We start from the raw sequence: 25,641 nt of genomic DNA on the forward strand, positions 1-25,641 counted from the left end.
GGCGCGGTGGAAAGCGTCAGTTGTGCGTCAGTTCGAATTTTACGCCGAGGTTATGCGCTAACCTTATGAAATGGTGGAAAACATGGGGAGAGACGGCATGTGGCAGGCTATCAGCAATTTGTTAAGCGAGTGGCATACTGAAGCAGCTGAAATCGAACTGCGAAACGAACTGCCCGGAGGAGAAATCCACGCAGCATGGCACCTGCGCTTCGGTGGGAAGGACTACTTCGTGAAATGTGACGAACGTGAGCTACTGCCTATCTTTACCGCTGAGGCAGATCAGCTCGAGCTGCTGTCGCGGAGTAAAACCGTTCACGTACCGCAAGTGTTTGCCGTCGGCAACGATCGCGACTACAGCTTTATGGTGATGGAGTATTTGCCCCCTCGCCCGCTCGACGCGCACAACGCTTTTCTGCTCGGTCAGCAAATCGCGCATCTGCATCAGTGGAGCGATCAGCCGCAGTTTGGGCTCGATTTTGATAATGACCTTTCCACGACTCCCCAACCCAATGCCTGGCAACGCCGCTGGTCAACATTCTTTGCCGAGCAGCGCATCGGCTGGCAGCTTGAGCTGGCGGCAGAGAAAGGGCTCCATTTCGGCGATATCGATACCATTGTTGAGTACGTGCAGCAGCGCCTCAGCGGCCATCAGCCTCAGGCCTCTTTACTGCACGGCGATCTCTGGTCCGGCAACTGCGCTCTGGGGCCGGACGGACCCTATATCTTCGACCCGGCCTGCTACTGGGGAGACCGAGAGTGCGACCTCGCCATGCTGCCGCTGCATCCTGAGCAGCCGCCGCAAATATACGACGGCTATCAGTCGGTCTCGCCTTTGCCGTCCGGGTTCCTCGATCGCCAGCCCATTTATCAACTCTATACGCTCTTCAACCGGGCTATCTTGTTCGGCGGTCAGCACCTCGTGACGGCGCAAAAAGCGCTCGACGATGTGTTCGCAGAGGAGGCCCCGTAAGGGGCCTTATTGACGGCGGTTAGTTGATCTCAACGCCTTTAAGACGGAACTTAATGGTCATCGTCACGCCGGTGCCCGGTTTGCCGGGCTCGTAGCGCCACTTACGCAGGGCGCTTTTCACTTCACGCTCAAACATATTCGCCGGCTGCGCGGAAAGGATCTCAACGTTGTCCAGGCGGCCGTCCGGCGTGACGTCAAACTTCACGCGCACCACACCTTCAATACGCAGCGCCTGGGCGCGAGTCGGATAAGTTGGCTGGTTACGGCTGAGCGCCCGCGGGCCGCTCGGTGCGGTAACCGTTGGCTTCGCGGCGGCCGTGGATGTGGATGGCGGCGTACGCGCTGGCGCAGTGTTGGTATTTTCAAACGGCGATGCCGGACGCGTTTCCGCAGGCTTAACCTCACGCTTCGGCTGCTCGATCTTTTTCTCCGGCTTCGGCTTCGGTTTTGGCTTCGGCTTGGGTTTCGGCTCAGGCTTATGAATCACTACCGGCGCTTCCTTCGGCGGCTCTGGCACGACTTCAGGTTCGGGTTCTGGCTCCGGCTCAACCACCGGTTCCACGACCGGCTGTGCAGCCTGAGGAGGCTCGAGATCCGCAGGAGCCACCATGGTTATCTCGATCGGTTGGGAGGGAGATGGCCGTTCAATAACCTGATGTACCGAGGTATAAAGCAACCCCGCCACAACGGCACCGTGGATAGTCACGGACAGCAGCGTCGGCCACGGGAAGCGGCGAGGTAAATCAATGGTCATTGCGCTCATAGTCGTTTCAGTTGAAAAATGATGCCCCGATTTTAAATGCAAATAGCAATCATATTCAATAAGCCTTATTGGCTTGCATCAAAATTAGCTGTCTTTCCGCTAAAAAAAAAGCCCGGCAGCGGGCATTTTGACCCGCTTAGCATCTTTGCATTGCAGTCAAGGCCGGATTCACTTAACGTGATTCGCCCATTTATTGATAAGGAGCCTTGCCGTGCTTTACGTAATCTACGCTGAAGACATCGCCGATTCTCTGGAAAAGCGGTCGTCGGTCCGTCCCGCCCACCTGGCGCGTTTACAACTGCTACATGATGAAGGTCGTCTGCTGACCGCCGGGCCAATGCCTGCCGTAGACAGCAACGAACCTGGCGCTGCGGGGTTCACCGGTTCAACGGTTATTGCCGAGTTTGAATCACTGGAAGCAGCGCAATCATGGGCCAACGACGACCCTTATATTGCTGCCGGGGTGTACCAGAACGTCGCGGTGAAGCCTTACAAAAAGGTATTTTAGGGCCAGCCGCCGTCAAAAACACAGAGGCACCGCATGCGGTGCCTTTTATTTCAGTACTCAGCGATCTCAGTACTCAGCGATCTCAGTACTCAGTGAAGACGAACAACAGGGAATGACGCTGTCGTTTCACCAGCTCCTTGCGGATGGCGAGGATGCGCATATTGCGGCGCGATTGGGCCTCCAGCCAGCGTGATTTACGGCGGCTCACCTGTCTTAGCATGCGCCAGCGCCCTACTTCCGTTCTACTACGCTTCATTGCTACTACTCTACAAGTGAAAAACAGCCTGTATTATAGGCCTATGAATCCGGCTGACCAACGCTTTCGCTGCGTTTTTATTTGCCAGATGGATGTTGATGCGTAAACTCATAAAATAGAGTCATTCAAAAGGATTTTTCATCTATGACAACCTTTTACACGGTGGTGAACTGGCTAGTCATCCTCGGTTACTGGTTACTGATCGCCGGTGTAACATTACGCATATTGATGAAACGGCGCGCCGTCCCTTCAGCAATGGCGTGGTTGCTGGTTATTTATATTCTTCCTCTGGTCGGAATTATTGCCTATCTCTCGTTTGGTGAACTCCATCTCGGCAAGCGCAGGGCCGAACGGGCGCGGGCAATGTGGCCCTCCACCGCCAAGTGGCTCAACGATCTCAAGGCCTGCAAGCATATCTTTGCCGACGATAATAGCCCGGTCGCCGAATCGCTGTTTAAACTCTGCGAGCGCCGCCAGGGGATCGCCGGCGTCAAGGGCAATCAGCTGCAGCTGCTCACCGAGTCTGATGACGTCATGCAGGCGCTGATCCGCGATATTCAGCTGGCTCGCCATAATATCGAGATGGTGTTTTATATCTGGCAGCCCGGCGGGATGGCCGATAAGGTTGCAGAATCGCTAATGGCCGCCGCCAGACGCGGCGTGCACTGCCGCTTAATGCTGGACTCCGCCGGCAGCGTCGCCTTCTTCCGCAGCCCGTGGGCGGCGATGATGCGCAACGCCGGCATCGAGGTGGTCGAAGCGCTGAAGGTTAATCTGATGCGCGTGTTTTTGCGCCGGATGGATCTGCGTCAGCACCGCAAAATGGTCATGATTGATAACTATGTTGCCTACACCGGCAGTATGAATATGGTTGACCCGCGCTTCTTTAAGCAGGATTCCGGCGTTGGCCAGTGGATCGATCTGATGGCGCGCATGGAGGGCCCTGTCGCCACGGCGATGGGTATCGTTTACTCCTGCGACTGGGAAATCGAAACCGGTAAACGGATCCTGCCGCCGCCGCCGGACCTCAATATTATGCCGTTTGAGGAGGCCAGCGGACATACCATCCATACCATCGCCTCGGGCCCAGGTTTCCCGGAAGATTTGATTCACCAGGCGCTGCTGACCGCCGCCTATTCCGCCAAAGAACATCTGATCATGACCACCCCCTACTTCGTGCCCAGCGACGATTTGCTGCACGCGATCTGCACCGCCGCCCAGCGTGGGGTTGATGTCAGCATCATTTTGCCGCGCAAGAACGACTCGCTGCTCGTCGGCTGGGCCAGCCGGGCCTTCTTTACCGAGCTGCTGGCAGCCGGGGTGAAAATTTATCAGTTTGAAGGCGGGCTGCTGCACACCAAAAGCGTACTGGTCGACGGCGAGCTGAGCCTGGTGGGGACCGTCAATCTCGATATGCGCAGCCTGTGGCTCAATTTCGAGATTACGCTGGTTATTGATGATGCCGGTTTTGGCAGCGATCTGGCGGCAGTCCAGGATGATTATATCTCCCGCTCGCGCCTGCTCGACGCCCGCTTATGGTTAAAACGTCCGCTCTGGCAGCGGATAGCGGAGCGACTGTTTTACTTCTTCAGTCCGTTGCTGTAAAACGTGCCAATCAGATGTTAACCGGGTAGCTATCATGGATATGGATTTAAACAATCGCCTGACCGAAGATGAAACGCTTGAGCAGGCTTACGATATCTTTCTCGAGCTGGCGGTCGACAACCTCGACCCCGCGGATGTCATTCTGTTTAACCTGCAGTTTGAAGAGCGCGGCGGCGCCGAGCTCTTTGACCCGGCAGAGGACTGGGAAGAGCACGTCGATTTCGATCTCAACCCGGATTTCTTCGCCGAGGTGGTGATTGGTCTTGCCGACACCGACGGTGGCGAAATCAACGATATCTTCGCCCGCGTCCTGCTGTGCCGCGAGAAAGATCACAAGCTGTGCCATATTTTGTGGCGTGAATAAGATTTTATTCCGGTCTCTGCTGGCCTGAAAAATGCCTGCCCGTTTAACGACCGGCAGGCATTTTTATTTACCCGTCCGCCTGCTGCGCAAGCGCACTCCCGCAGGCGTTGCAGTAGCGCGCGTTTTTATCATGAGGCCCGTGCTGACAGTTCTGGCAGATCCGCTGGCTGCGGCGATTCTGAAAGGCGGTGGTCATATGGGTCGTAATCAGGCCGGTTGGGATGGCGATAATGGAGTAGCCGATTAATATCAGCACCGATGCGAGAATTCTTCCCAGCGGCGTGTGCGGCGTGATATCGCCATAACCTACCGTGGTGATCGTCACGATAGCCCAGTATACCGAAGCATTAAGCGTGGTGAACCCGTACTGCGGCCCCTCAATCAGATACATCAGCGAGCCAAAGATAACCATCACAATGGCAATAAATGAGTAAAACAGTATCAGCTGATGGCGGGCGCTGACGATAGCCGCCCAGAAGATATTCAACGACGGCATAAAGCGCAGCAGTTTGAGAATACGCAAGGCTCGGATCGCACGCATCGCGCGCCAGGCAAAGACGTAGTTAATGCTTATTTCCGGCCACAGCCACATCACGTACAGCGGTAAAATCGTCGCTAAATCAATCAGCCCCCAGAAGCTGAAAATATACCTGAGCGGATTGGGCCAGCTGATGATGCGCAGAATATATTCGAGAGTAAAAACGGCGGTAACAAACAGCTCCAGCCAGACGAAAATATGCCATTCATCAACGGTCAGGTGGTACTGAGTCCCCAGACCCGACTCGACAAAAATAACCACCACGCTGAGGAGCGCAAAAACGCCGCACAGCCCTTCAAAGCGGCGCCCGGATCGCTGATGCTGATCGAAGAGCACATGAAATAGCCGCTGACGGGCGGCGTGAATATTGACAGCCACGTTAACCTCGCAAAAAAAAGGGCTGACCAGCGTCAGCCCCGGAGATTATAACGGGTCTACCTTCAGGCAGGAAACCGCATGACGGAAACTTCCTTCCAGTACCGGCCGCGTTTTAGCGCATTCCGGCCCGGCAAGAGGACAGCGCGTGCGGAAAACGCATCCCGACGGCGGATTAATCGGCGAAGGGAGCTCGCCTTCCAGCAGCTGGATGGTTTTATTTTTTTCCAGATCCGGGTCGGGAACCGGCACCGCAGACATCAGCGCTTTGGTATAAGGGTGCAGCGGGTTGTGGTACACCTCATCGTAGGTGCCCAACTCCACCGCGTGCCCGAGGTACATCACCAGCACGCGATCGGAGATGTGCTTCACCACCGCCAGGTCATGGGCGATAAAGATCAGCGACAGGCCCATTTCGCGCTGCAGCTGCTGCAGCAGGTTGACCACCTGGGCCTGAATCGACACGTCCAGCGCCGACACCGGCTCATCGCAGATAATCAGCTTAGGCTCAAGGATCAGCGCGCGGGCAATACCGATACGCTGGCACTGGCCGCCGGAAAACTCGTGCGGATAGCGGTTAATCAGGTTTGGCAGCAGGCCAACCTTCATCATCATCGCCTTCACCCGATCGCGCGCTTCCTGACGCGACATTTTCGGATGATAGGTGCGCAGCGGCTCGGCAATAATCTCGCCAATGGTCATGCGCGGGTTCAGCGACGCCAGCGGATCCTGGAAAATCATCTGAATATCGCTGCGCACGTCGCGCCACTCATTCGGCTTCATGCCCAGCAAATCTTTGCCAAGCCACGCTACCCGGCCCTCGGTCGCTTTCACCAGGCCAATAATCGCGCGGGCAAAGGTCGATTTACCGCAGCCGGACTCACCCACCACGCCCAGCGTTTCGCCTTCATACAGACGCAGCGTTACGCCATCAACCGCCTTCAACGTTTTAGACGGCTGCCAAAACCACTGCTTGCCATCTTTAATATCAAAGTGGACTTTTAGATCGGCGATTTCGAGCAGGACTTTTCTTTGTTCAGTCACGGCGTTCATAGCAGATCTCCCACCGGTTGAAAGCAGGCACGCAGGCGGCCAGGGGCAAACTCCTCCAGAGGCGGAGCGCTATTACAAATCTCCATCGCATGCGGACAGCGCGGCTGGAACGGACAGCCCTTCGGCAGGCGCAGCAGGTTTGGCGGATTGCCTGGGATGGTTAACAGCGCATCGCCTTCGGCGTCCAGGCGCGGAACCGCATTCAGCAGGCCGATAGAGTACGGATGCGACGGATGATAAAAGACGTCACGCGCGTGACCGTACTCCATGGTGCGGCCGGCGTACATCACCAGAACTTTGTCACAGATCCCGGCAACCACGCCCAGATCGTGAGTAATCATAATGATCGCCGTATTGAATTCACGTTTAAGTTCATTCAGCAGGGTCATAATTTGCGCCTGTACCGTCACGTCCAGCGCCGTCGTCGGCTCATCAGCGATCAATAGCTTTGGCCGGCACAGCAGCGCCATAGCGATCATCACGCGCTGGCGCATCCCGCCAGAAAACTCATGCGGATACATTTTCATCCGCTTGCGCGCTTCCGGCATCTTGACCGCATCCAGCATCTTCACTGATTCTTCAAAGGCCTCGGCTTTCCCCAGCCCTTTGTGCAGCATCAGAACCTCCATCAGCTGCTCGCCGACCCGCATATACGGGTTCAGGGAGGTCATCGGGTCCTGGAAAATCATCGAAATCTGCTCGGCGCGCAGCTTATTCAGCTCGCGCTCCGGCAGGTTAAGGATCTGCCGGCCGTTAAAGGTCGCCGAGCCGCCGATATAGCCGTTGGCGGCCAGCAGCCCCATCAGCGCAAAGGCGGTCTGCGACTTACCGGAGCCCGACTCACCCACGATGCCTAACGTTTCCCCGGCCCGCAGGTTAAAGTTGAGGTCGTTGACCGCGGTGACGTCGCCATCCGGCGTTTTAAAGGTCACGCGGAGATCTTTAACATCCAGCAGCAGCCCGGATTGTTGCTGCGCCTGCGGCGCTTTTGCCGTTTCAATTATGCTCATGACGGCGCTCCTTAGCGGTCTTTCGGGTCGAGGGCATCACGCAGGCCATCGCCGATAAAGTTAAAACAGAACAACGTTACCACCAGGAACCCCGCAGGAAACAGCAGCAGCCACGGCGACACTTCCATTGAGTTTGCGCCATCGCTCAGCAGCGCTCCCCAGCTGCTGAGCGGCTCCTGAGTACCCAGACCGAGGAAGCTCAGGAAGGATTCGAACAGGATCATGCTCGGCACCAGCAGCGAGGCATACACCACCACCACGCCCAGGACGTTAGGCACGATGTGACGCGTCACGATACTGAAGGTCGAGACGCCGCCGACCTGGGCCGCTTCGATAAACTCTTTGCGCTTCAGGCTCAGCGTCTGGCCGCGCACAATACGCGCCATATCCAGCCAGGAAACCATCCCGATGGCGACGAAGATCAGCAGTATGTTCTGGCCAAAGAAGGTCACCAGCAGGATAACGAAGAACATAAACGGGAAAGAGTTGAGGATCTCCAGCAGACGCATCATGACGGAGTCGACCTTACCGCCGAGATAGCCGGAAAGCGAGCCGTAGAGCGTACCGAGGATCACCGCCACCAGCGCGGCGGAAACGCCAACCATCAGCGAGATACGCCCGCCGATAGCAACGCGCACCAGCAGGTCGCGACCTGATGAGTCGGTACCGAAGTAGTGGCTGGACGCCGTGTCAGGCGCGCTGGACATCATGCCCCAGTCGGTGTCGTAGTAGGAAAACTGCGACACCATCGGCGCAATGGTCACGAACAGAGCGATAACGATCAGCACCACCAGGCTGGCCACAGCCGCGCGGTTATGCATAAAGCGGCGGCGGGCATCTTGCCACAGGCTACGCCCTTCGACTTCCAGCTTTTCACTGAAGTTCTCCAGCGCCTCGTTGTTTTTCTTACTTAACATCATGGCGAACCCCGGCCTCAATAGCGAATCTTCGGATCGATAACGGCATACAGCACATCAACAATCGCGTTAAACAGAATGGTCAGCGCGCCGACCAGAATCGTCAGGCTGAGTACCAGGGAGTAGTCGCGGTTAAGCGCGCCATTGACGAACAGCTGGCCGATCCCCGGGAGACCGTAGATAGTCTCGATAACCATCGAGCCGGTGATAATCCCGACGAAGGCCGGCCCCATATAGGAGAGGACGGGCAGCAGCGCAGGCTTCAGCGCGTGGCGCAGGATGATACGATGCATCGGCAGCCCCTTCGCCCGCGCGGTGCGGATAAAGTTAGAGTGCAGAACTTCAATCATCGAACCGCGGGTGATACGCGCGATACTGGCAATATAGGCGAGCGACAGCGCCACCATCGGCAGGATCATAAACTTCAGCGCCCCGCCGTTCCAGCCGCCTCCGGGTAGCCAGTGCAGGGTGATGGCAAAAATCATCACCAGCAGCGGCGCGACCACGAAGCTGGGTATGACGACGCCGGTCATTGCCACCCCCATCACCGCATAGTCCCATTTGGTGTTTTGCTTGAGGGCCGCCATAACGCCGGCGCTCACGCCGAGAACCACCGCCAGCAAGAAGGCGGCAAAGCCTAATTTGGCGGAGACCGGGAAGCTTGACGCCACCAGATCGTTCACCGAATAGTCTTTATATTTAAAAGAGGGACCGAAATCACCATGCGCCAGCTGCTTCAGATAATTGAAGTACTGGGTCATGATGGGGTCATTTAAATGGTATTTTGCTTCAATATTCGCCAGCACTTCTGGCGCCAGCGTACGTTCGCCGGTAAAGGGACTTCCCGGCGCAAGGCGCATCATGAAGAAAGAGATTGTTATAAGAATAAACAGCGTCGGAATCGCTTCCAGACAGCGACGAAAAATAAATTTTAACATTGCCCGTACCTTCTGGCGTGTGCCTATCGTATGCGATGAATTCAGACACGGTGGGGCAAGCAATGCCTGCCCCACGTCTTGCCATTAATGTTTGATAATATACAGGTTTTTAACGTAGATATTATCTAACGGGTCTTTACCGGTATAGCCACCTACCCACGGTTTAACCAGACGGGCGTTGACGTAATAGAAGACCGGCACAATGACAGAGTCTTTATCCAGCTGCTGCTCTGACTGCGCATACAGATCTGCGCGTTTGGCATCATCATTGGTTTGCAGCGTTTCAGCGATAATTTTATCGAACGCCGGACTCTTATAGTGTGAGGTGTTGTTTGAGCTGTCGCTCAGCATGGTATTCAGGAATGAGGTTGGTTCGTTGTAGTCGGCACACCAGCCCGCACGCGCCACGTCAAAGGTACCCTGATGGCGGTTATCGAGGAAGGTTTTCCATTCCTGATTTTCCAGCTTCACGTTGGCGCCCAGGTTTTTCTTCCAGATGGATGCCACAGCGATGGCCAGCTTTTTATGCAGATCGGACGTGTTGTACAGCAGGTTAAAGGTCAGCGGTTTATCCGCGGTATATCCGGCTTCAGCCAGCAGTTTTTTCGCTTCTTCGTTACGCTTATCCTGAGTCCAGGTAAACCATTCTGGTTTAACGACCTTCATGCCGTCGGTATAAGGCGGGGTGTAGCTGTATGCCGGCAGATCGCCCTGGTTCTTCACTTTATTAACGATAATGTCGCGGTCCAGCGCCATCTTCAGCGCGGTACGCACGCGGACGTCGGTAAACGGTGCTTTCTGGTTGTTAATTTCGTAGTAGTAGGTACAGAGATACGGATCAACGTGAACTTCTTTCGGGATCTCTTTTTTCAGCTTCTGGAACAGCTCAATCGGCATATTGTTATAGGTCATGTCAATTTCGCCGCTGCGATAGCGGTTAACGTCGGTGACTTCTGAAGAAATAGGCAGATAGGTTACCTGGTTAATAACGGTTTTCGCGTTATCCCAGTAGTTAGTATTACGCTCAAGAACGATACGTTCGTTAACGACCCAGTCCTTCAGCTTATAGGCGCCGTTGGTGACAATATTGGCCGGCTGAGTCCATTTCTCACCATATTTTTCAATAGCCGCTTTTGGCACCGGGGAAACAGACGGGTGCACCAGCAGTTTATAGAAATAAGGAACCGGCTCGCTCAGGGTAACCTGGAAGGTTTTATCATCGAGCGCTTTAACGCCCAGATCGGTGATTGGCTTTTTGCCGGCGATAATTTCATCAACGTTGGCAACGTGGCCATACTGCAGATAGCTCGCGTACGGTGAGGCGGTTTTCGGATCGGACAGGCGCTGCCAGCTATAAACGAAATCTTGTGCGGTTACCGGCGTGCCGTCGGACCATTTAGCATCTTTACGCAGATGGAAGGTCCAGACTTTAAAATCTTTATTATCCCAGGATTCGGCAACCCCAGGAATCGGGTGGCCCTGAATATCGCCAATCACTAAACCTTCAAACAGGTCGCGGTTAATGTTGGATTCAGGCACACCTTCAATTTTGTGCGGATCCAGAGATTGAACCTCTGCTCCGTTATTACGTACCAGCGATTGTGAATCCGCCAGCTGCACCCCTGCAGGTACATCTGCTGCCATAGCAACGTTCGCCGTAAATAGCGCAGAGAAAATCCCCGCTGCTACCAGATTTTTTTTGGTGATGATGGTCATTGTGTTGTTACTCCACTCATTATAATTACTGGCTATTTAACCAGCCTCTTTTTTTTCCCTTATTCGGGATTCTGTACAGTGCAGGAGTTTTTGCTGCTGTCAGACTTTACTGCTTGCTATCACCGACTTATTTATTACGACCGCTCAAACGGCAGCCTTGACGTCGATTCTTTACCCCCCTGTCCTGGGGCGGCTTTGACGCAATGAGTTATTTAATAATAATTCTCATTTACGTCTGTTATTCAGTGAGCGATAACGCCGGAAAGTACCAAAAGGCTTTCTCATCCGCCAATGCAATTTGCAAATATGTTACCGGATTCTCTTTTATTGCTCCTGCCGCGGCAGGATTTTGCCGGTCACTTCCTCAAACGGTGCGCTAAAGTAGTTATTTATCATTTAGATACAAAAAATATGTCGTTTTGCATCCCGCTAAAGGATGCAAAGGCGCTTTTTTGTACGAAAATTTAACAATCGGTTATTATTTAGCACATTCCTCTGCCGCTGTTATGAAATTACTAATATCATTTCAATTATCTGACGGCAAGCACCAGAGAATGATGTGAAGAAAATAACAGTGTCGGCAGTGCGGAAATGAGAGGGAAGAACGCGAAGGAAATAGATAACAAATTGATATGAAAAGAAATAAAACATCATCACGGAAAGCTATTCTTCTCGTCTGTATCCGCTTTATTGATATGTTTTGCTAATAATAAAGCAAGCGCGGAGCCTCAGGCCCCGCGCAACGCGGTGCTTCAGACCAGAAGACCCGGGAAAAGCGCCTTCAGACCGGTAACGATAAACTCAATCCCGAGGGCCATCAGCAGCAGCCCCATAATACGCGTTATCACGTTAATCCCGGTTTGACCAAGCAGGCGAACGAGCCACGGTGCCATGCGGAAAATTCCCCAGCAGCACAGGGCAAACAGCGCGATGGCCACCGAGAAGCCAAAGAGGTGGGCTACGGTGTGGTAACGCGTTCCCCAAACAATGGTGGAGCTAATCGCCCCTGGGCCGGCCATCAGCGGTAATGCCAGCGGCACTACGCCTATGCTTTCTCGGATAGCCGTCTCTGATTTTTCCTGCTTATTCTGTTTGTCTTCCCCGAGCTTGCCGCTAATCATCGACATCGCGATGGTGACGACGAGGATCCCCCCGGCAATACGGAATGAATCGATGGAGATACCGAAGATTTGTAAAATACCGTCCCCGAGGAACAGCGAGGTCAGCAGGATGATGGCAACGGAAAGGTTCGCCGTCAGGTTGGTCTTGTTACGGATCGCCGCACTCTGGTAGCTGGTCATACTAATGAACACCGGAATGATGCCAACCGGGTTAACCAGTGCAAATAACCCGATGAAAAACTTGAAATAAGCTGAAAAATCAAACAACGGTAGAGTCACAGTGCGCTCCGCGGCATCATTAAATATGGCTGTTGACAGTGGGTGTCATAAAATATTCGCGCAGAAGATACGCTTTTTAACAGCATAATTCATCTCAAAAATGCATCCCCTAATGATAAAGTGTGTATGTTATACATTTGTGTCTTTTAGCCGCTTTATTCATTTATTCTGCATACCTTTTCATTACACTTGATCTAAGTGGTCATAAAATAGCCTGCTGAAAGGTGTCAGCTTGACATAAAATTGATCTAAATCACATAAATCGTACTCAGAAGTGAGTAATCTTGTTCACACCAAAGAGTGCAAGCCGGCAGTACCTGAGGATAAAGAAATAAAGCTTCTTTAGTAAATCGGTGAAGTCAGCAGAGCAAAAGTCGATACGTTAACATTTAGGTGCAAGCTATTAACCGCCTGTCTATACTGTCGAATCGAGCTACTGATTTACTAAAAAAGTTTAACATTATCAGGAGAGCATTATGGCTGTTACTAATGTCGCTGAACTTAACGCACTTGTAGAGCGCGTAAAAAAAGCCCAGCGTGAATATGCCAGTTTCACTCAAGAACAAGTTGATAAGATCTTCCGTGCAGCCGCTCTGGCCGCCGCTGACGCTCGAATCCCTCTCGCAAAAATGGCCGTTGCCGAATCCGGAATGGGCATTATCGAAGACAAAGTGATCAAAAACCACTTCGCTTCTGAATACATCTATAACGCTTATAAAGATGAAAAGACCTGCGGTATTCTCTCCGAAGACGATACCTTTGGTACCATCACCATCGCAGAGCCTATCGGTATTATTTGCGGTATCGTCCCAACGACGAACCCGACTTCTACAGCAATCTTTAAATCACTGATCAGCCTGAAAACGCGTAACGCGATCATCTTCTCTCCGCATCCGCGTGCTAAAGATGCCACCAACAAAGCGGCTGACATCGTTCTGCAGGCTGCTATTGCTGCCGGCGCGCCGAAAGACCTGATCGGTTGGATCGACCAGCCTTCCGTTGAGCTGTCCAACGCCCTGATGCACCACCCTGACATTAACCTGATCCTTGCGACCGGTGGTCCTGGCATGGTTAAAGCGGCCTATAGCTCCGGTAAACCGGCTATCGGCGTAGGTGCAGGTAACACGCCGGTTGTTATTGACGAAACCGCTGACATTAAACGTGCCGTTGCGTCGGTACTGATGTCCAAAACCTTCGATAACGGCGTTATCTGTGCATCTGAACAGTCCGTTGTCGTTGTTGATTCCGTCTACGACGCCGTTCGTGAACGCTTCGCTAGCCACGGCGGCTACCTGCTGCAGGGCAAAGAGCTGAAAGCGGTTCAGGACATCATCCTGAAAAACGGCGCGCTGAACGCCGCTATCGTTGGTCAGCCGGCATGCAAAATTGCCGAACTGGCAGGCTTCACCGTTCCGGCCACCACCAAAATTCTGATTGGTGAAGTGACCGACGTTGATGAAAGCGAGCCGTTTGCTCACGAAAAACTGTCTCCGACCCTGGCAATGTATCGCGCCAAAAACTTCGAAGACGCCGTTAATAAAGCTGAAAAACTGGTGGCGATGGGCGGTATCGGTCATACCTCCTGCCTGTACACCGACCAGGATAACCAGCCTGCTCGCGTGGCCTTCTTCGGCCAGATGATGAAAACAGCACGTATTCTGATTAACACCCCGGCTTCTCAGGGTGGTATCGGTGACCTGTATAACTTTAAGCTTGCGCCTTCCCTGACTCTGGGTTGTGGTTCCTGGGGTGGTAACTCCATCTCTGAAAACGTTGGTCCGAAACACCTGATCAACAAGAAAACCGTTGCTAAGCGAGCTGAAAACATGTTGTGGCACAAACTTCCGAAATCTATCTACTTCCGTCGTGGCTCTCTGCCAATCGCACTGGATGAAGTGATTACTGATGGTCACAAACGCGCGCTGATCGTGACCGACCGCTTCCTGTTCAACAACGGCTATGCCGACCAGATCACCTCCGTGCTGAAGGCATCCGGCGTTGAAACCGAAGTGTTCTTTGAAGTTGAAGCTGACCCGACTCTGACCGTGGTACGTAAAGGTGCAGACCTGGCCAACTCCTTCAAGCCGGACGTCATCATCGCCCTCGGCGGTGGTTCCCCGATGGATGCGGCGAAAATCATGTGGGTGATGTACGAACATCCGGAAACCCACTTCGAAGACCTGGCGCTGCGCTTTATGGATATCCGTAAACGTATCTACAAGTTCCCGAAAATGGGCGTGAAAGCGAAAATGATCGCCGTCACTACCACTTCCGGTACCGGTTCTGAAGTGACCCCGTTTGCGGTCGTTACCGACGATGCGACCGGTCAGAAATATCCGCTGGCAGACTACGCGCTGACTCCGGATGTGGCGATTGTCGATGCTAACCTCGTCATGGATATGCCGAAATCCCTGTGTGCCTTCGGTGGTCTGGATGCTGTGACTCACGCCCTGGAAGCTTACGTTTCCGTACTGGCATCTGAGTTCTCCGACGGCCAGGCTCTGCAGGCGCTGAAGCTGCTGAAAGAGTACCTGCCAGCATCTTACCACGAAGGTTCTAAGAACCCGGTAGCACGTGAGAAAGTACACAGTGCAGCGACTATCGCCGGTATCGCGTTTGCTAACGCCTTCCTCGGCGTATGTCACTCTATGGCGCACAAGCTGGGCTCTCAGTTCCACATTCCGCACGGTCTGGCTAACGCCCTGCTGATTTGTAACGTTATCCGCTACAACGCGAACGATAACCCAACCAAGCAGACCGCATTCAGCCAGTACGACCGTCCGCAGGCTCGTCGCCGCTACGCAGAAATTGCTGACCACCTGGGCCTGAGCGCACCTGGTGACCGCACTGCAGCGAAAATCGAGAAACTGCTGGCATGGTTGGAAAGCATTAAAGCTGAACTGGGTATTCCTAAGTCAATCCGTGAAGCTGGCGTGCAGGAAGCTGACTTCCTGGCCCACGTTGACAAGCTGTCTGAAGATGCATTCGATGACCAGTGCACCGGCGCTAACCCGCGCTATCCGCTGATTGCCGAACTGAAACAGATTCTGCTCGATACCTTCTACGGTAATGAGTTCAGCGAAGGCGAAACTGCCGCGAAGAAAGAGACCGTTGCAGCACCGAAAGCCGATAAAAAAGCGAAAAAATCCGCTTAATTTACGCCGGTAATCAACACGAGGCCTCATCTTTTGATGAGGCCTTTTTTTTGGTTCATCGCGGATAAGCGTGAACCCATAGAAAACGGCGGTAAAAGTGGTTAGTTTTGTATTCGCCAAAACACTCACCAGCCACTTAACCGCCGTCTGCCATGAATGCTAATCTTTCTTCCCTGTTCCGGGAAGGCTTCACTGTTGATTCCTTTACGCATCCTGCCCCTGATGCTCTGCTTATTACGCTCCGGCCTGACCCCTGTCTTACGCCATCCTGCCGCCGGTGTGGTTGCACAACTGTGCTGTCCATGATGTTTCTGTCCGCCGGGTTCGTGAGCGCGATTTACTCCACTGGCGTGTCACTCTTCAGCTTCCCGTCCGCCGTCTGCGCTGCTCCCGCTGCGGGGTTGTCACTGAGCGCATCTCATGGTTGCCGGGACGGCAGCGTTAGCGACATGGGTTGAATCTCTCACCCAGTTATTGCCGATTAAGCATGTGGCACAGTTGACGGGTCTGCACTGGCACACCATTAAAAATATCGATTACCGCCGTCTGCAACGGGAACTCAGGGAGCCTGAACGGCACACACTGCGCCGCCTGATAACGGATGAATTCGCGCTGTTTAAAGGCCATCGTTACGCCACGGTTGTGATAGATGCGGATACAAAACGGGTGCTGTGGGTTGGCGAAGGTCGCAACCGGGTGGCCTTCCGCCCGTTCTTCACCTGGCTGGGTCAGGAAGGTTGTGCCGCTATCGAATCTGTCGCGATGGACATGAACACAGCGCTGGGCCTGGAGGTGAGAGCGCAGTGCCCGCAGGCGGAAGTGGTCTATGACCTGTTCCATGTTGTGGCGAAGTTCGGCCGGGAAGTTATCGACAGCGTGAGGGTCGACCAGGCGAATCAGTTGCGTGACCACAGCAAGGCACGGAAGGTCATCAAACGCAGCCGCTGGTTGTTACTGCGCAATCCGGAGAATCTGCCGGTTGGACATGAAGTAAAACTGGCCGAGTTGCTGGAGGCGAACCAGCCGTTAAATACGGTGTACATGATGAAAACAGCGCTGAAAGAGCGGTGGTATGCGCCGGATAAGGCAGTTGCACAGCACGCTGGGATGAGTGGTACAGGCAGTCACAGGAGAGTGGCATCAGGGCATTGCAGCACTTCGCGGAAAAGCTTAAGGGTTACGTGAGCGGCATAATCGCCAGTGCCATGCATCGTCTGAATACCAGCGTACTTGAGGGAATGAATAACAGGATCAAGGTGATAAAAAGGATGGCATATGGATACCGGGATAACGACTACTTTTTTATGGAGATAAAAGCTGCGTTCCCCGGTAAAGCGCGATGAACTTTTTTTTATCGCCACTATTTTTCCTGGGGCCGCACAACCGACACAGAGCGATGCTGAAGCAACAGACCATCAATATACGCGGGAATTACAGCAGGACGTCATCAGGCGCCTGGTGCGCGCCTGAGTGGGGTCGACGGAGGGAGGTTAGGAGCGCGGCTTGTTTTGCACAAGCGTTAAAGAACCCTCTTTTAAGGCCTCTTTATAATGTTTACGACAGACCGAGACGTAGCGTTCATTGCCGCCAATAACTACCTGCTCGCCCTCGTTGTACGGCCGCCCTTCCCGATCGAGGCGCAGCACCATACTCGCCTTACGGCCACAAAAACAGATCGTTTTTAATTCAACCAGCTTATCTGACCAGGCTAATAAATACTGGCTGCCGATAAACAGCTCCCCGCGAAAATCAGTACGCAGGCCGTAGCACAGCACCGGGATATCCAGCCCATCAACAACCTCGGATAGCTCATGCACCTGCTCACGGGTAAGAAACTGGCTCTCATCGACTAATACACAATGAACCGGCTGCTTTGCGTGCTCATCGCTAATCTCGGCGAATAATGAAGTCCGCGGGTTAAACAGCCGGGCCGGCGATGAGAGTCCAATTCTTGAACTGACCTTACCGGAACCAAAGCGGTCATCAATCTCAGCCGTATAAACTAAGGCACGCATGCCTCGTTCCTGATAATTGTATGAGGACTGCAGGAGCGCAGTCGACTTACCTGCATTCATTGCAGAATAGTAAAAATAAAGTTGTGCCATCGGCAGCATAACCCCAATCAATGTGTTTAATCGCGGCGGGATTGTACCATATTTCCTGCCGCTGTCGGCCCCTTCAGGGATGGGCGGGAGGTGTATGTTGCGCCAGCCGCCTTCTGCAAGATTAAGCTGCTTAATACAATCAGGCCATCGGTTATTTGCGCTCACCGCGGGGTGCAACCGGCTGGAGCAGTTGTCCTTTCGTGCGAATCGGTGCATTTTACAGGCGGTTATAACGGATTTTGTTCAGTGTTTTATATTAAACATCACTGTAACTAATGCGCTAATACTGAAGGGGGATATTTATCCCTGCAAAGTATAATTTTACTCCCTGGCCGCTGGGAAAAGCATACTATCTCAGGGTTTTAGCTTGCGGTGCCGGTTAAGCTATAAGCGAGAAAGATGTGAACTCGCGCGAAAAATTTAACTTAAATTAATTAATTACCGGGACAAATAACAAGTAATTTTGAATTACTTACATTCTACCCTATTGCACATCTGATTATATCGCTCTATTATTAGTTCAACAAACCACCCCACAATATAAGTTTGAGATTACTACAATGAGCGAAGCACTTAAAATTTTGAACAACATCCGTACTCTTCGTGCGCAGGCGAGAGAATGCACCCTTGAAACGCTAGAAGAAATGCTGGAAAAATTAGAAGTTGTCGTTAACGAACGTCGCGAAGAAGAAAGCGCTGCGGCTGCAGAAATTGAAGAGCGTACTCGTAAACTGCAACAATACCGTGAAATGCTGATCGCTGATGGTATTGACCCGAATGAACTGCTGAGCACCATGGCTGCAGTTAAAGCGGGCACCAAAGCCAAACGCGCAGCACGTCCGGCGAAATATAGCTACGTTGATGAAAACGGCGAAACCAAAACCTGGACTGGTCAGGGCCGCACCCCGGCAGTGATCAAAAAAGCGATGGATGAGCAGGGCAAATCTCTGGACGATTTCCTGCTGTAATAAATCGTCAGATTTGAAAAATCCCGCTTCGGCGGGATTTTTTTTATCTTAACTTACGGCGATAAAAAAGCCGGGGAACAATACCTGCACCCCGGCTCTGATATCTAAAGATAACGATTACTTAGCGATTGCTTTTTCCAGCCAGTCTTTAAAATCTGCGCCGAGCGTTTTATGGCGCACGCCATATTCAACGAAAGCCTGCATGTAGCCCAGTTTATTACCACAGTCATGGCTCTTGCCCTTCATATGGTAGGCTTCAACCGTTTCCTTCTCGATCAGCATATCGATGGCATCAGTCAGCTGGATTTCATCGCCTGCGCCCGGAGGGGTTTTAGCCAGCAGCGGCCAAATATCCGCGCTCAGCACGTAACGACCAACGACGGCCAGATTGGAAGGTGCAACGTCGGCTTTCGGCTTTTCCACCACGCCAACCATCGGCACGCTTTCACCCGGCTGCAGGGACTGTCCCTTGCAATCAACAACGCCATAGGCAGTGACGTCAGCCACAGGCTCAACCATAATCTGGCTGGATCCGGTCTCGTCGAAACGAGCCATCATTTCCGCCAGGTTATCGCGGCTCAGGTCGGATTCAAACTCATCCAGAATAACGTCCGGCAGAATAACCGCGACCGGCTCGTCGCCCACGACCGGGTGCGCGCACAGCACGGCATGACCAAGGCCTTTAGCGAGGCCCTGGCGAACCTGCATAATGGTGACGTGCGGTGGACAAATAGATTGGACTTCTTCAAGAAGCTGACGTTTTACACGTTTTTCCAGCATTGCTTCCAGTTCAAAACTGGTATCGAAATGGTTTTCGATAGAATTTTTGGAAGAGTGCGTTACCAGAACAATTTCAGTAATCCCGGCCGCAATACATTCGTTAACAACATACTGAATTAAAGGCTTATCTACCAGTGGCAGCATTTCTTTCGGAATAGCCTTGGTAGCGGGCAGCATCCTGGTGCCTAATCCCGCAACCGGGATAACAGCTTTTCTTACTTTAGAATTAACGGCAGCCATTGAAATCTCCTGGACTGTATGTTTTTTAAACTAGTCATAATAATAACGCACCGAGTATATCAGCCCATCCAGGTAAGCCTGGTCTGAAAGGTGCGGATTCTCTCGAATTAGGACTTATACGTATAAAACCCATCGATAGTATCACTGCCAAAGAGAGTGCGGTAATCCTACCAGCGTGAAAATAAACTTAATTGTTCATTCCGCAGACAACATCAGGCGTAAACGGCCGCCAGCCCCCCAAATTTGGCACTGCCACGAGGAGCAGCGCTGGCTAATTTGGTTGAGATAAGCATTACCTAATGTGCCAAGCGGTACACCATTACTAATCTGTATTTGATGTTCTCCGGTATTGAGCGTGCCGTTTAACCCCGCCGATACCAAAATCAAATTTTTCAACCCGCTGTGGTAATAACCCACCAGCAGCGGAAATTGCCCCGGCAAATTCGCCTGACGAAGCAGCTGGTTGACCTGCTTTAACAACCCGGTCATTTCCGGCAGGCGCTGGCCTTGATGGGCAAGCTGTTCCTGAAGTAGACCATTAAACAGCGCGCGCAGCAGCAGCGCCGCGAGAACGCCATTATCTCCTGCTCGTGTGACATCCAGACAGTAAAATGCCAAATCATTTTCTGATAATGGCGCAATATCGAGAACCAGGCCTGGCCTGTCAGCGGTTACCAACTGGCGATAGTGGATGCGGCAGTGCGATATTTCCTGCTGCACCGGAGGCTGTAGCTCCTGCAGCAGCCTGGACGCGGCGTTCGGGTCGCTGACCAGCGCATCCCAGTCCTCAAACAGCCGCTCCTCCTCTTCCACACGCGAGCTGAACATATGGGGATAGAGGCAGGCGTAGACCGTCTCACGCAGGCGGTTAAAATCTTTTACCGGCTTAAGCAGAACATCCTGCACGCCAAGACGCAGCGCCTTAGCAATATCCGCCATATTTTCCGTCGCCGAAATCATCAGAATCGGCATCTGCTCGCCCTGGTTACGCAGATACTCCACCAGCTGTAGCCCATTCATGCGCGGCATCGAGATATCGCAGATCATCAGGTCGGGCTTTGACTCGGCCATTTTTTGTAGTGCCTCAACGCCATCCTCAGCCTGCGCGGTCGTAGCGCCTAGCGAGGTTAACCAGGAGTGCAAAAGAGTGCGGAAAACGGGCTCGTCTTCAACGATCAGAATTTGTTTCCCCGCCAATGGCTGCGTCATGATCTCTCCTCTGGCTGACGATAATTAAATATTGGCATGCAATTCACACTATCGCCTGTCAGAATTTACTGAAGTCTAAGTCAAGGGCGTCACGCCGAGGCGCGCACCAAAGGTAATAGTTCATCCATTTTTTTTTCCACCGCCTGGTGACCGGCAGCAATCGCCTCACCGGCGCGATGAAAATCAAGCGTAGATATTTGTGGGCAAAAGGGCTGTAGCAGAATATCCGGTGGGTCCCCCGCCATACGGTTACGCTTCAGGCGATTTTCCAGCACCTGAATAGAGGTGGACATAATCTCCATTGCCGTAGGCGTAGCGGTGGTCGTCTGCCGGGAGGTCATTCCCGTCAACCGCGCGCGCAGGCGCGAATGCCAGGAAAAATCTTTTTCATCTTCAGCTCGCGGCTTCTCGATAGACCATAAATCCTGCTGCATCAGATGCGCATCGTGCTGAAGATCGACGGCGATGACGATATCGGCCCCCAGCGCGCGCGTCAAAGAGACCGGGACGGGATTGACGACGGCGCCGTCTACCAGCCAGTAGCCATTGTGCATAACGGGCGACATCAGGCCGGGCATGCTGCAGGAGGCGCGTACCGCCAGATGCAGATCGCCTTCGGTAAACCACAGTTCGCGGCCGGTGCTCAGATTGGTCGCCACTGCCGCAAACCGGCGATCGCAGCGTTCAATTTCGGCGGTAGGCAGGACTTGTCGAAATTGATTGAATACCCGCTCCCCGCGCAGCAGGCCTCCGCGACGCCAGGAGAGATCCATTAACCGCAGCACGTCCCAGTTGCTAAACGAGCATACCCATTTTTCCAGTACCGGAAGACGGTTGCAGGCGTAGGCCGCGCCAACCAGCGATCCGATAGAGCATCCTGCAACAACGTCAATTTCAATACCTGCTCGCTGTAGCGCTTTAATCACACCAATATGTGACCACCCTCGGGCAGCTCCCGCCCCTAAGGCCAGACCAATCTTAAGCTTTCTCATTAGTACCGATACACATCCTTCCCCCGCGAACATGGCATCATCGCCACAGCTCAGTTAACATAAAACACTTTGGCGTCGATGCGCCGTCATTCTTTTTCCATGGAGGCCGCTTTGTCGCCATTATGTCCCTGTGGCAGCGCTCTGCAGTATAGCGCATGTTGCCAGCGTTATCTGGACGGCGCGCTGCCAGCGCCAGGCCCGTCACCGCTGATGCGATCCCGCTACAGCGCGTTTGTTATGAAAGATGCCGATTATCTGATTAAAACCTGGCACCCCTCTTGCCAGGCGCAGCAGTTCCGCGCGGATCTAGAGAGCGGTTTTGCCAAAACGCACTGGCTGGGGCTGACCGTCTTTGCCGCCGATGAGGGGCGGAATCCCGATGAAGGATTCGTCAGCTTTATTGCACGATTTAACGACAATAACCGTTCCGGCGTAATTATTGAACGTTCCAGATTCTTAAAAGAAAATGGACAGTGGTACTATATCGACGGCACGCGACCGCTGGTTGGTCGTAACGACCCCTGCCCTTGTGGCTCAGGTAAAAAATTTAAAAAATGCTGCGGCCAATAAACCGGCGTCAGCAATAGCAAACACTACAGGATTTCCCCCGCGATGCATTCATTACAACGTAAAGTACTACGCACTATTTGCCCTGATCAGAAAGGACTCATCGCGCGTATCACCAACATTTGCTACAAGCACGAGCTGAACATCGTGCAGAACAACGAGTTTGTCGATCATCGAACCGGCCGCTTCTTTATGCGCACCGAGCTGGAAGGTATTTTCAATGATGCCATTCTGCTGGCCGATTTGGATAGCGCTCTGCCGGAGGGTTCGATTCGCGAGCTGACGCCTGCGGGTCGTCGTCGCGTGGTCATTCTGGTCACCAAAGAAGCGCACTGCCTCGGCGATTTGCTGATGAAAGCCAACTACGGCGGCCTGGATGTGGAGATTGCCGCGGTTATCGGTAACCACGAGACGCTGCGTACGCTGGTTGAACGTTTTGATATTCCGTTCCAGCTGGTCAGCCATGAAGGCCTGACGCGTGAGGAGCACGATAAGCAGATGGGCGATGCTATCGAAGCGTTAGCACCGGACTATGTGGTGCTGGCGAAATATATGCGCGTGCTGACGCCAGAGTTCGTCTCTCGCTTCCCGAACCAGATTATCAATATCCACCACTCATTCCTGCCGGCCTTTATTGGCGCACGTCCGTATCATCAGGCCTACGAGCGCGGAGTAAAAATCATCGGAGCCACCGCGCACTATGTAAACGATAATTTGGATGAAGGCCCGATCATTATGCAGGACGTGATTCATGTCGATCACACCTACACCGCGGAAGATATGATGCGCGCCGGACGCGATGTTGAGAAGAACGTGCTGAGCCGTGCTCTGTATCAGGTGCTGGCGCAGCGCGTATTCGTTTACGGCAACCGAACGATTATTCTTTAATCGATAGATAAATTAGCTGGTTAGCTTTGCGTCTTTGCGCGCAAAAAGCAGGCAACCAGTTTATTTTTATCAACGGAATGCTTTACAGGGGCGCGTCATTTGGTATGATGCGCCCCGCTTCCCCAGAAGGAAGCAGGCCAGTATTAGCATTACCCCGTGGTGGGGTTCCCGAGCGGCCAAAGGGAGCAGACTGTAAATCTGCCGTCATCGACTTCGAAGGTTCGAATCCTTCCCCCACCACCATTCTTCACCACAGTCATGTGGTAACCCCGATGAGCCTTAGCGAGGTTTGCACTTATCGGGAAGGGTGAGAATCTTCGACCGAGGTTCGACTCGAGCGCAAGCGAGAGAACGTTGCCGCAGGCAACGGCCCGAAGGGTGAGGAGCGAAGCGACGAATAATCCTTCCCCACCACCATTATTCACGCAGTTGAATGGCTACAATTTGATTTTACCCCTGGTGGGGTTCCCGAGCGGCCAAAGGGAGCAGACTGTAAATCTGCCGTCATCGACTTCGAAGGTTCGAATCCTTCCCCCACCACCATCACTTCCCGATAGCTCATCACTCCCAAACAAACGCCAGCGTTACATATTCTGCCCATGCGGGAAGGATGAGAAGCTTCGACCAGGGTTCGACTCGAGCGTCAGCGAGAGAACGTTGCCGCAGGCAACGGCCCGGAGGGTGAGCAGCAAAGCTGCGAATAATCCTTCCCCCACCACCATCACTTCCCGATAGCTCATCACTCCCAAACAAACGCCAGCGTTACATATTCTGCCCATGCGGGAAGGATGAGAAGCTTCGACTAAGGTTCGACTCGAGCGTCAGCTAAGCACCCCTGCTAAGACGTAGACGCCCTCATCCGGGATAGCGCTACATCGGCGGCAGACGGCGCGCTACCGGCGAGCTTTTTACTATCGAGGTGTTGCACTGGGCGTGTTCTGCCAGGCCATCCAGCAGGGTATCAAGCTGCGCAATATCGCTCACCGCCAGGCGCATCACAAAGCAATCTTCCCCCGTGACCTTGTCACATTCGATGCATTCCGGCATCGCCTGAATGTATTTATCCACTTTCTGCAGCAGCCCCGGCAAGGGTCTGACGCGCACCAGCGCCTGCAGGCTATAGCCCAGCGCGGCCAGATTAATCCGGGCGCCATATCCCTGAATCACCCCGCGCTCTTCCAGACGCTTCACCCGCTCGGCGGTACTGGGCGAGGTCAGCCCTACCCGTCCGCTCAGCACCTTTAGCGATATACGCGCATCTTCCGCCAGACAGGCCAGAATGGCGCGATCGATATTATCAATTAAGTGTCCCACTCTTTTTACCTGCAAAATAAAAGCGATATCAGGTTTTTACCTTAGATCATGCATATCAACCTGTCATCTGATTAACGACAATAGCGATACGCAAACGGAGGTAGAAAAATGACACATACGGTGACGGGCGTCTGGCAAATGAGCCTGGCGATGATAATTTCGGGTTCGATTGGCGCGTTCGTTTTACTCTCCGGTTTGCCGGTTATCGATGTTGTCTTCTGGCGCTGCCTTATTGGCGCGCTGACCTTAGCGGGCTTCATGTCTCTCAGCCGACAGCCGTTCAGCCAGCTCACGCGGCTCACGCTGCTGCTGGCAATTATCGGAGGAGTCGCCCTGGTCATTAACTGGCTGCTGCTTTTTGCCGCTTACGCCCGAATTTCTATTGGCATGGCCACCGTTGTTTATAATACCCAGCCGTTTATGCTGGTATTGATGGGCATACTGGCAGGTGAGCGGGTTGCGCTGATTAAATGGGGCTGGCTGGCGCTGGCCTTTTTCGGCGTGGTGGTCCTGCTCTCCAGCGAGCTGATGCAGGCGCACGGCGGCCAACTGGCGGCGGGCATTGCGCTGGCTCTTGGCGCCGCTTTTTTCTACGCGCTAACGGCGATGATCGCCCGCAAGCTGCGCCCACTCCCGCCCCAGCATATTGCCTTTATTCAGGTCATCGTCGGGACAATTATGCTGCTGCCGCTGGTTCACCTCCCCGATTTTAGCGCTGCGTTCCCCTGGCGATACCTGCTGATCCTCGGCGTTGTGCATACCGGTATCATGTACCAGCTGCTCTATAGCGCGATCCAGAAGCTGCCTACGCCAGCGATCGGCTCACTCTCCTTTATCTATCCGATCGTGGCGATCGTGGTCGACTATTTGGTTTTCGACCATGCGCTGGCGCCGGTGCAGCTGGCCGGAGGCGCGCTGATCCTGCTGGCGGCAGCGGGAAATAATCTGGGCTGGGGAGATGGGCTGGCGCTGAGCAATAAAAAACCCCGCCGAAGCAGGGTTTGATACAA

General features: G+C 53.4%; 23 protein-coding genes, 2 tRNA genes, 2 other RNA genes and 1 pseudogene. 14 read left to right on the plus strand and 14 right to left on the minus strand.

Features of this window, described 5'->3' with window-relative positions; translation table 11 throughout:
- Positions 1–97: 97 nt before the first annotated feature.
- A complete protein-coding gene (locus GVK32_RS17450) occupies positions 98–970 on the plus strand; it encodes a fructosamine kinase family protein (RefSeq protein ID WP_159871159.1) in 873 nt (290 codons plus the stop codon).
- A 19-nt stretch (positions 971–989) separates the two neighbouring features.
- Here the strand turns inward: GVK32_RS17450 and tonB are convergent, their stop codons facing one another.
- The gene (gene tonB / locus GVK32_RS17455; RefSeq protein ID WP_123708302.1) at positions 990–1,733 is read right to left on the minus strand and encodes a TonB system transport protein TonB; all 744 of its coding nucleotides are present in this window, start codon (positions 1,731–1,733) and stop codon (positions 990–992) included.
- Between the two features lie 211 nt (positions 1,734–1,944).
- On the opposite strand from tonB, the gene GVK32_RS17460 reads away from it, so the two are divergent.
- Positions 1,945–2,241 (plus strand): YciI family protein, encoded by a 297-nt coding sequence (locus GVK32_RS17460; RefSeq protein WP_041146062.1) that lies wholly within the window; start codon positions 1,945–1,947, stop codon positions 2,239–2,241.
- An 82-nt stretch (positions 2,242–2,323) separates the two neighbouring features.
- Here the strand turns inward: GVK32_RS17460 and GVK32_RS17465 are convergent, their stop codons facing one another.
- Positions 2,324–2,497 carry a YciY family protein gene (locus GVK32_RS17465; protein WP_095102028.1) on the minus strand — a complete coding sequence of 58 codons (174 nt, stop codon included), beginning with the start codon at positions 2,495–2,497 and terminating at the stop codon, positions 2,324–2,326.
- A 144-nt stretch (positions 2,498–2,641) separates the two neighbouring features.
- Here GVK32_RS17465 and cls point away from each other — a divergent pair, with 144 nt between their 5' ends.
- Together cls and GVK32_RS17475 are read left to right on the plus strand one after the other, a co-directional pair.
- Entirely contained in the window at positions 2,642–4,102 is a 1,461-nt protein-coding gene (gene cls / locus GVK32_RS17470; RefSeq protein WP_159871162.1) for a cardiolipin synthase, read from the plus strand.
- A gap of 34 nt (positions 4,103–4,136) precedes the next feature.
- Positions 4,137–4,466 (plus strand): HI1450 family dsDNA-mimic protein, encoded by a 330-nt coding sequence (locus tag GVK32_RS17475; protein WP_041146064.1) that lies wholly within the window; start codon positions 4,137–4,139, stop codon positions 4,464–4,466.
- Positions 4,467–4,533: 67 nt separating this feature from the next.
- Here GVK32_RS17475 and GVK32_RS17480 read toward each other — a convergent pair whose 3' ends face one another.
- The 7 genes from GVK32_RS17480 to GVK32_RS17510 all read right to left on the minus strand — a co-directional run bounded on the left by GVK32_RS17480 (position 4,534) and on the right by GVK32_RS17510 (position 12,413).
- The gene (locus GVK32_RS17480; protein ID WP_159871165.1) at positions 4,534–5,382 is read right to left on the minus strand and encodes an ion transporter; all 849 of its coding nucleotides are present in this window, start codon (positions 5,380–5,382) and stop codon (positions 4,534–4,536) included.
- 45 nt (positions 5,383–5,427) lie between these two features.
- Positions 5,428–6,432 carry a murein tripeptide/oligopeptide ABC transporter ATP-binding protein OppF gene (oppF, locus tag GVK32_RS17485; RefSeq protein ID WP_159871168.1) on the minus strand — a complete coding sequence of 335 codons (1,005 nt, stop codon included), beginning with the start codon at positions 6,430–6,432 and terminating at the stop codon, positions 5,428–5,430.
- Positions 6,429–7,442, minus strand: coding sequence for an ABC transporter ATP-binding protein (locus GVK32_RS17490; protein ID WP_041146067.1), 1,014 nt, complete (start codon positions 7,440–7,442; stop codon positions 6,429–6,431). The genes oppF and GVK32_RS17490 overlap by 4 nt, the downstream gene beginning before the upstream one ends.
- Positions 7,443–7,453: 11 nt before the next feature.
- Positions 7,454–8,362, minus strand: coding sequence for an oligopeptide ABC transporter permease OppC (gene oppC / locus GVK32_RS17495; RefSeq protein ID WP_159871171.1), 909 nt, complete (start codon positions 8,360–8,362; stop codon positions 7,454–7,456).
- Positions 8,363–8,376: 14 nt separating this feature from the next.
- Entirely contained in the window at positions 8,377–9,297 is a 921-nt protein-coding gene (oppB, locus tag GVK32_RS17500) for an oligopeptide ABC transporter permease OppB (RefSeq protein ID WP_159871174.1), read from the minus strand.
- A gap of 84 nt (positions 9,298–9,381) precedes the next feature.
- Positions 9,382–11,013, minus strand: a complete 1,632-nt coding sequence (gene oppA / locus GVK32_RS17505) for an oligopeptide ABC transporter substrate-binding protein OppA (protein ID WP_159871177.1) — start codon at positions 11,011–11,013, stop codon at positions 9,382–9,384.
- Between the two features lie 752 nt (positions 11,014–11,765).
- Positions 11,766–12,413 (minus strand): YchE family NAAT transporter, encoded by a 648-nt coding sequence (locus tag GVK32_RS17510; RefSeq protein WP_076947656.1) that lies wholly within the window; start codon positions 12,411–12,413, stop codon positions 11,766–11,768.
- 476 nt (positions 12,414–12,889) lie between these two features.
- On the opposite strand from GVK32_RS17510, the gene adhE reads away from it, so the two are divergent.
- Together adhE and GVK32_RS17520 are read left to right on the plus strand one after the other, a co-directional pair.
- On the plus strand, positions 12,890–15,568 hold the full coding sequence (gene adhE, locus GVK32_RS17515) for a bifunctional acetaldehyde-CoA/alcohol dehydrogenase (RefSeq protein ID WP_159871180.1): 2,679 nt from the start codon (positions 12,890–12,892) through the stop codon (positions 15,566–15,568).
- Between the two features lie 152 nt (positions 15,569–15,720).
- Positions 15,721–16,911: pseudogene (locus tag GVK32_RS17520) on the plus strand (ISL3 family transposase).
- A gap of 147 nt (positions 16,912–17,058) precedes the next feature.
- Here GVK32_RS17520 and tdk read toward each other — a convergent pair.
- Positions 17,059–17,673 carry a thymidine kinase gene (gene tdk, locus GVK32_RS17525; protein ID WP_159871252.1) on the minus strand — a complete coding sequence of 205 codons (615 nt, stop codon included), beginning with the start codon at positions 17,671–17,673 and terminating at the stop codon, positions 17,059–17,061.
- A 560-nt stretch (positions 17,674–18,233) separates the two neighbouring features.
- Here tdk and hns point away from each other — a divergent pair.
- The gene (gene hns, locus GVK32_RS17530; RefSeq protein WP_041146073.1) at positions 18,234–18,641 is read left to right on the plus strand and encodes a histone-like nucleoid-structuring protein H-NS; all 408 of its coding nucleotides are present in this window, start codon (positions 18,234–18,236) and stop codon (positions 18,639–18,641) included.
- Positions 18,642–18,758: 117 nt separating this feature from the next.
- Here the strand turns inward: hns and galU are convergent, their stop codons facing one another.
- The 3 genes from galU to rssA all read right to left on the minus strand — a co-directional run bounded on the left by galU (position 18,759) and on the right by rssA (position 21,862).
- Entirely contained in the window at positions 18,759–19,661 is a 903-nt protein-coding gene (gene galU, locus GVK32_RS17535) for a UTP--glucose-1-phosphate uridylyltransferase GalU (RefSeq protein ID WP_045858929.1), read from the minus strand.
- A 195-nt stretch (positions 19,662–19,856) separates the two neighbouring features.
- Complete coding sequence (gene rssB / locus GVK32_RS17540; RefSeq protein ID WP_159871183.1) at positions 19,857–20,870, minus strand: two-component system response regulator RssB; 1,014 nt, start codon at positions 20,868–20,870, stop codon at positions 19,857–19,859.
- 89 nt (positions 20,871–20,959) lie between these two features.
- Entirely contained in the window at positions 20,960–21,862 is a 903-nt protein-coding gene (rssA, locus tag GVK32_RS17545) for a patatin-like phospholipase RssA (RefSeq protein ID WP_123708310.1), read from the minus strand.
- A 111-nt stretch (positions 21,863–21,973) separates the two neighbouring features.
- Between rssA and GVK32_RS17550 the strand changes: the two genes are divergently transcribed.
- The 6 genes from GVK32_RS17550 (at position 21,974) to GVK32_RS17575 (ending at position 24,038) form a co-directional block, all read left to right on the plus strand.
- Positions 21,974–22,432, plus strand: coding sequence for a YchJ family protein (locus GVK32_RS17550; protein WP_159871186.1), 459 nt, complete (start codon positions 21,974–21,976; stop codon positions 22,430–22,432).
- Positions 22,433–22,474: 42 nt separating this feature from the next.
- Complete coding sequence (purU, locus tag GVK32_RS17555) at positions 22,475–23,317, plus strand: formyltetrahydrofolate deformylase (protein ID WP_041146078.1); 843 nt, start codon at positions 22,475–22,477, stop codon at positions 23,315–23,317.
- A gap of 158 nt (positions 23,318–23,475) precedes the next feature.
- Positions 23,476–23,560: transfer RNA gene (locus GVK32_RS17560), tRNA-Tyr, on the plus strand.
- A gap of 43 nt (positions 23,561–23,603) precedes the next feature.
- Positions 23,604–23,734: non-coding RNA, RtT sRNA (locus GVK32_RS17565), on the plus strand.
- Between the two features lie 41 nt (positions 23,735–23,775).
- A tRNA-Tyr gene (locus GVK32_RS17570) sits at positions 23,776–23,860 on the plus strand.
- A 46-nt stretch (positions 23,861–23,906) separates the two neighbouring features.
- A non-coding RNA gene (locus GVK32_RS17575) (RtT sRNA) lies at positions 23,907–24,038 on the plus strand.
- Positions 24,039–24,187: 149 nt separating this feature from the next.
- Here GVK32_RS17575 and GVK32_RS17580 read toward each other — a convergent pair.
- Positions 24,188–24,631 (minus strand): Lrp/AsnC family transcriptional regulator, encoded by a 444-nt coding sequence (locus tag GVK32_RS17580; protein WP_159871189.1) that lies wholly within the window; start codon positions 24,629–24,631, stop codon positions 24,188–24,190.
- 108 nt (positions 24,632–24,739) lie between these two features.
- Between GVK32_RS17580 and GVK32_RS17585 the strand changes: the two genes are divergently transcribed.
- Positions 24,740–25,636 (plus strand): DMT family transporter, encoded by an 897-nt coding sequence (locus GVK32_RS17585; protein WP_159871192.1) that lies wholly within the window; start codon positions 24,740–24,742, stop codon positions 25,634–25,636.
- Positions 25,637–25,641 lie beyond the last annotated feature (5 nt).

It is taken from the genome of Klebsiella sp. 18074 (assembly GCF_902705905.1).
GTDB lineage: Bacteria > Pseudomonadota > Gammaproteobacteria > Enterobacterales > Enterobacteriaceae > Klebsiella > Klebsiella terrigena.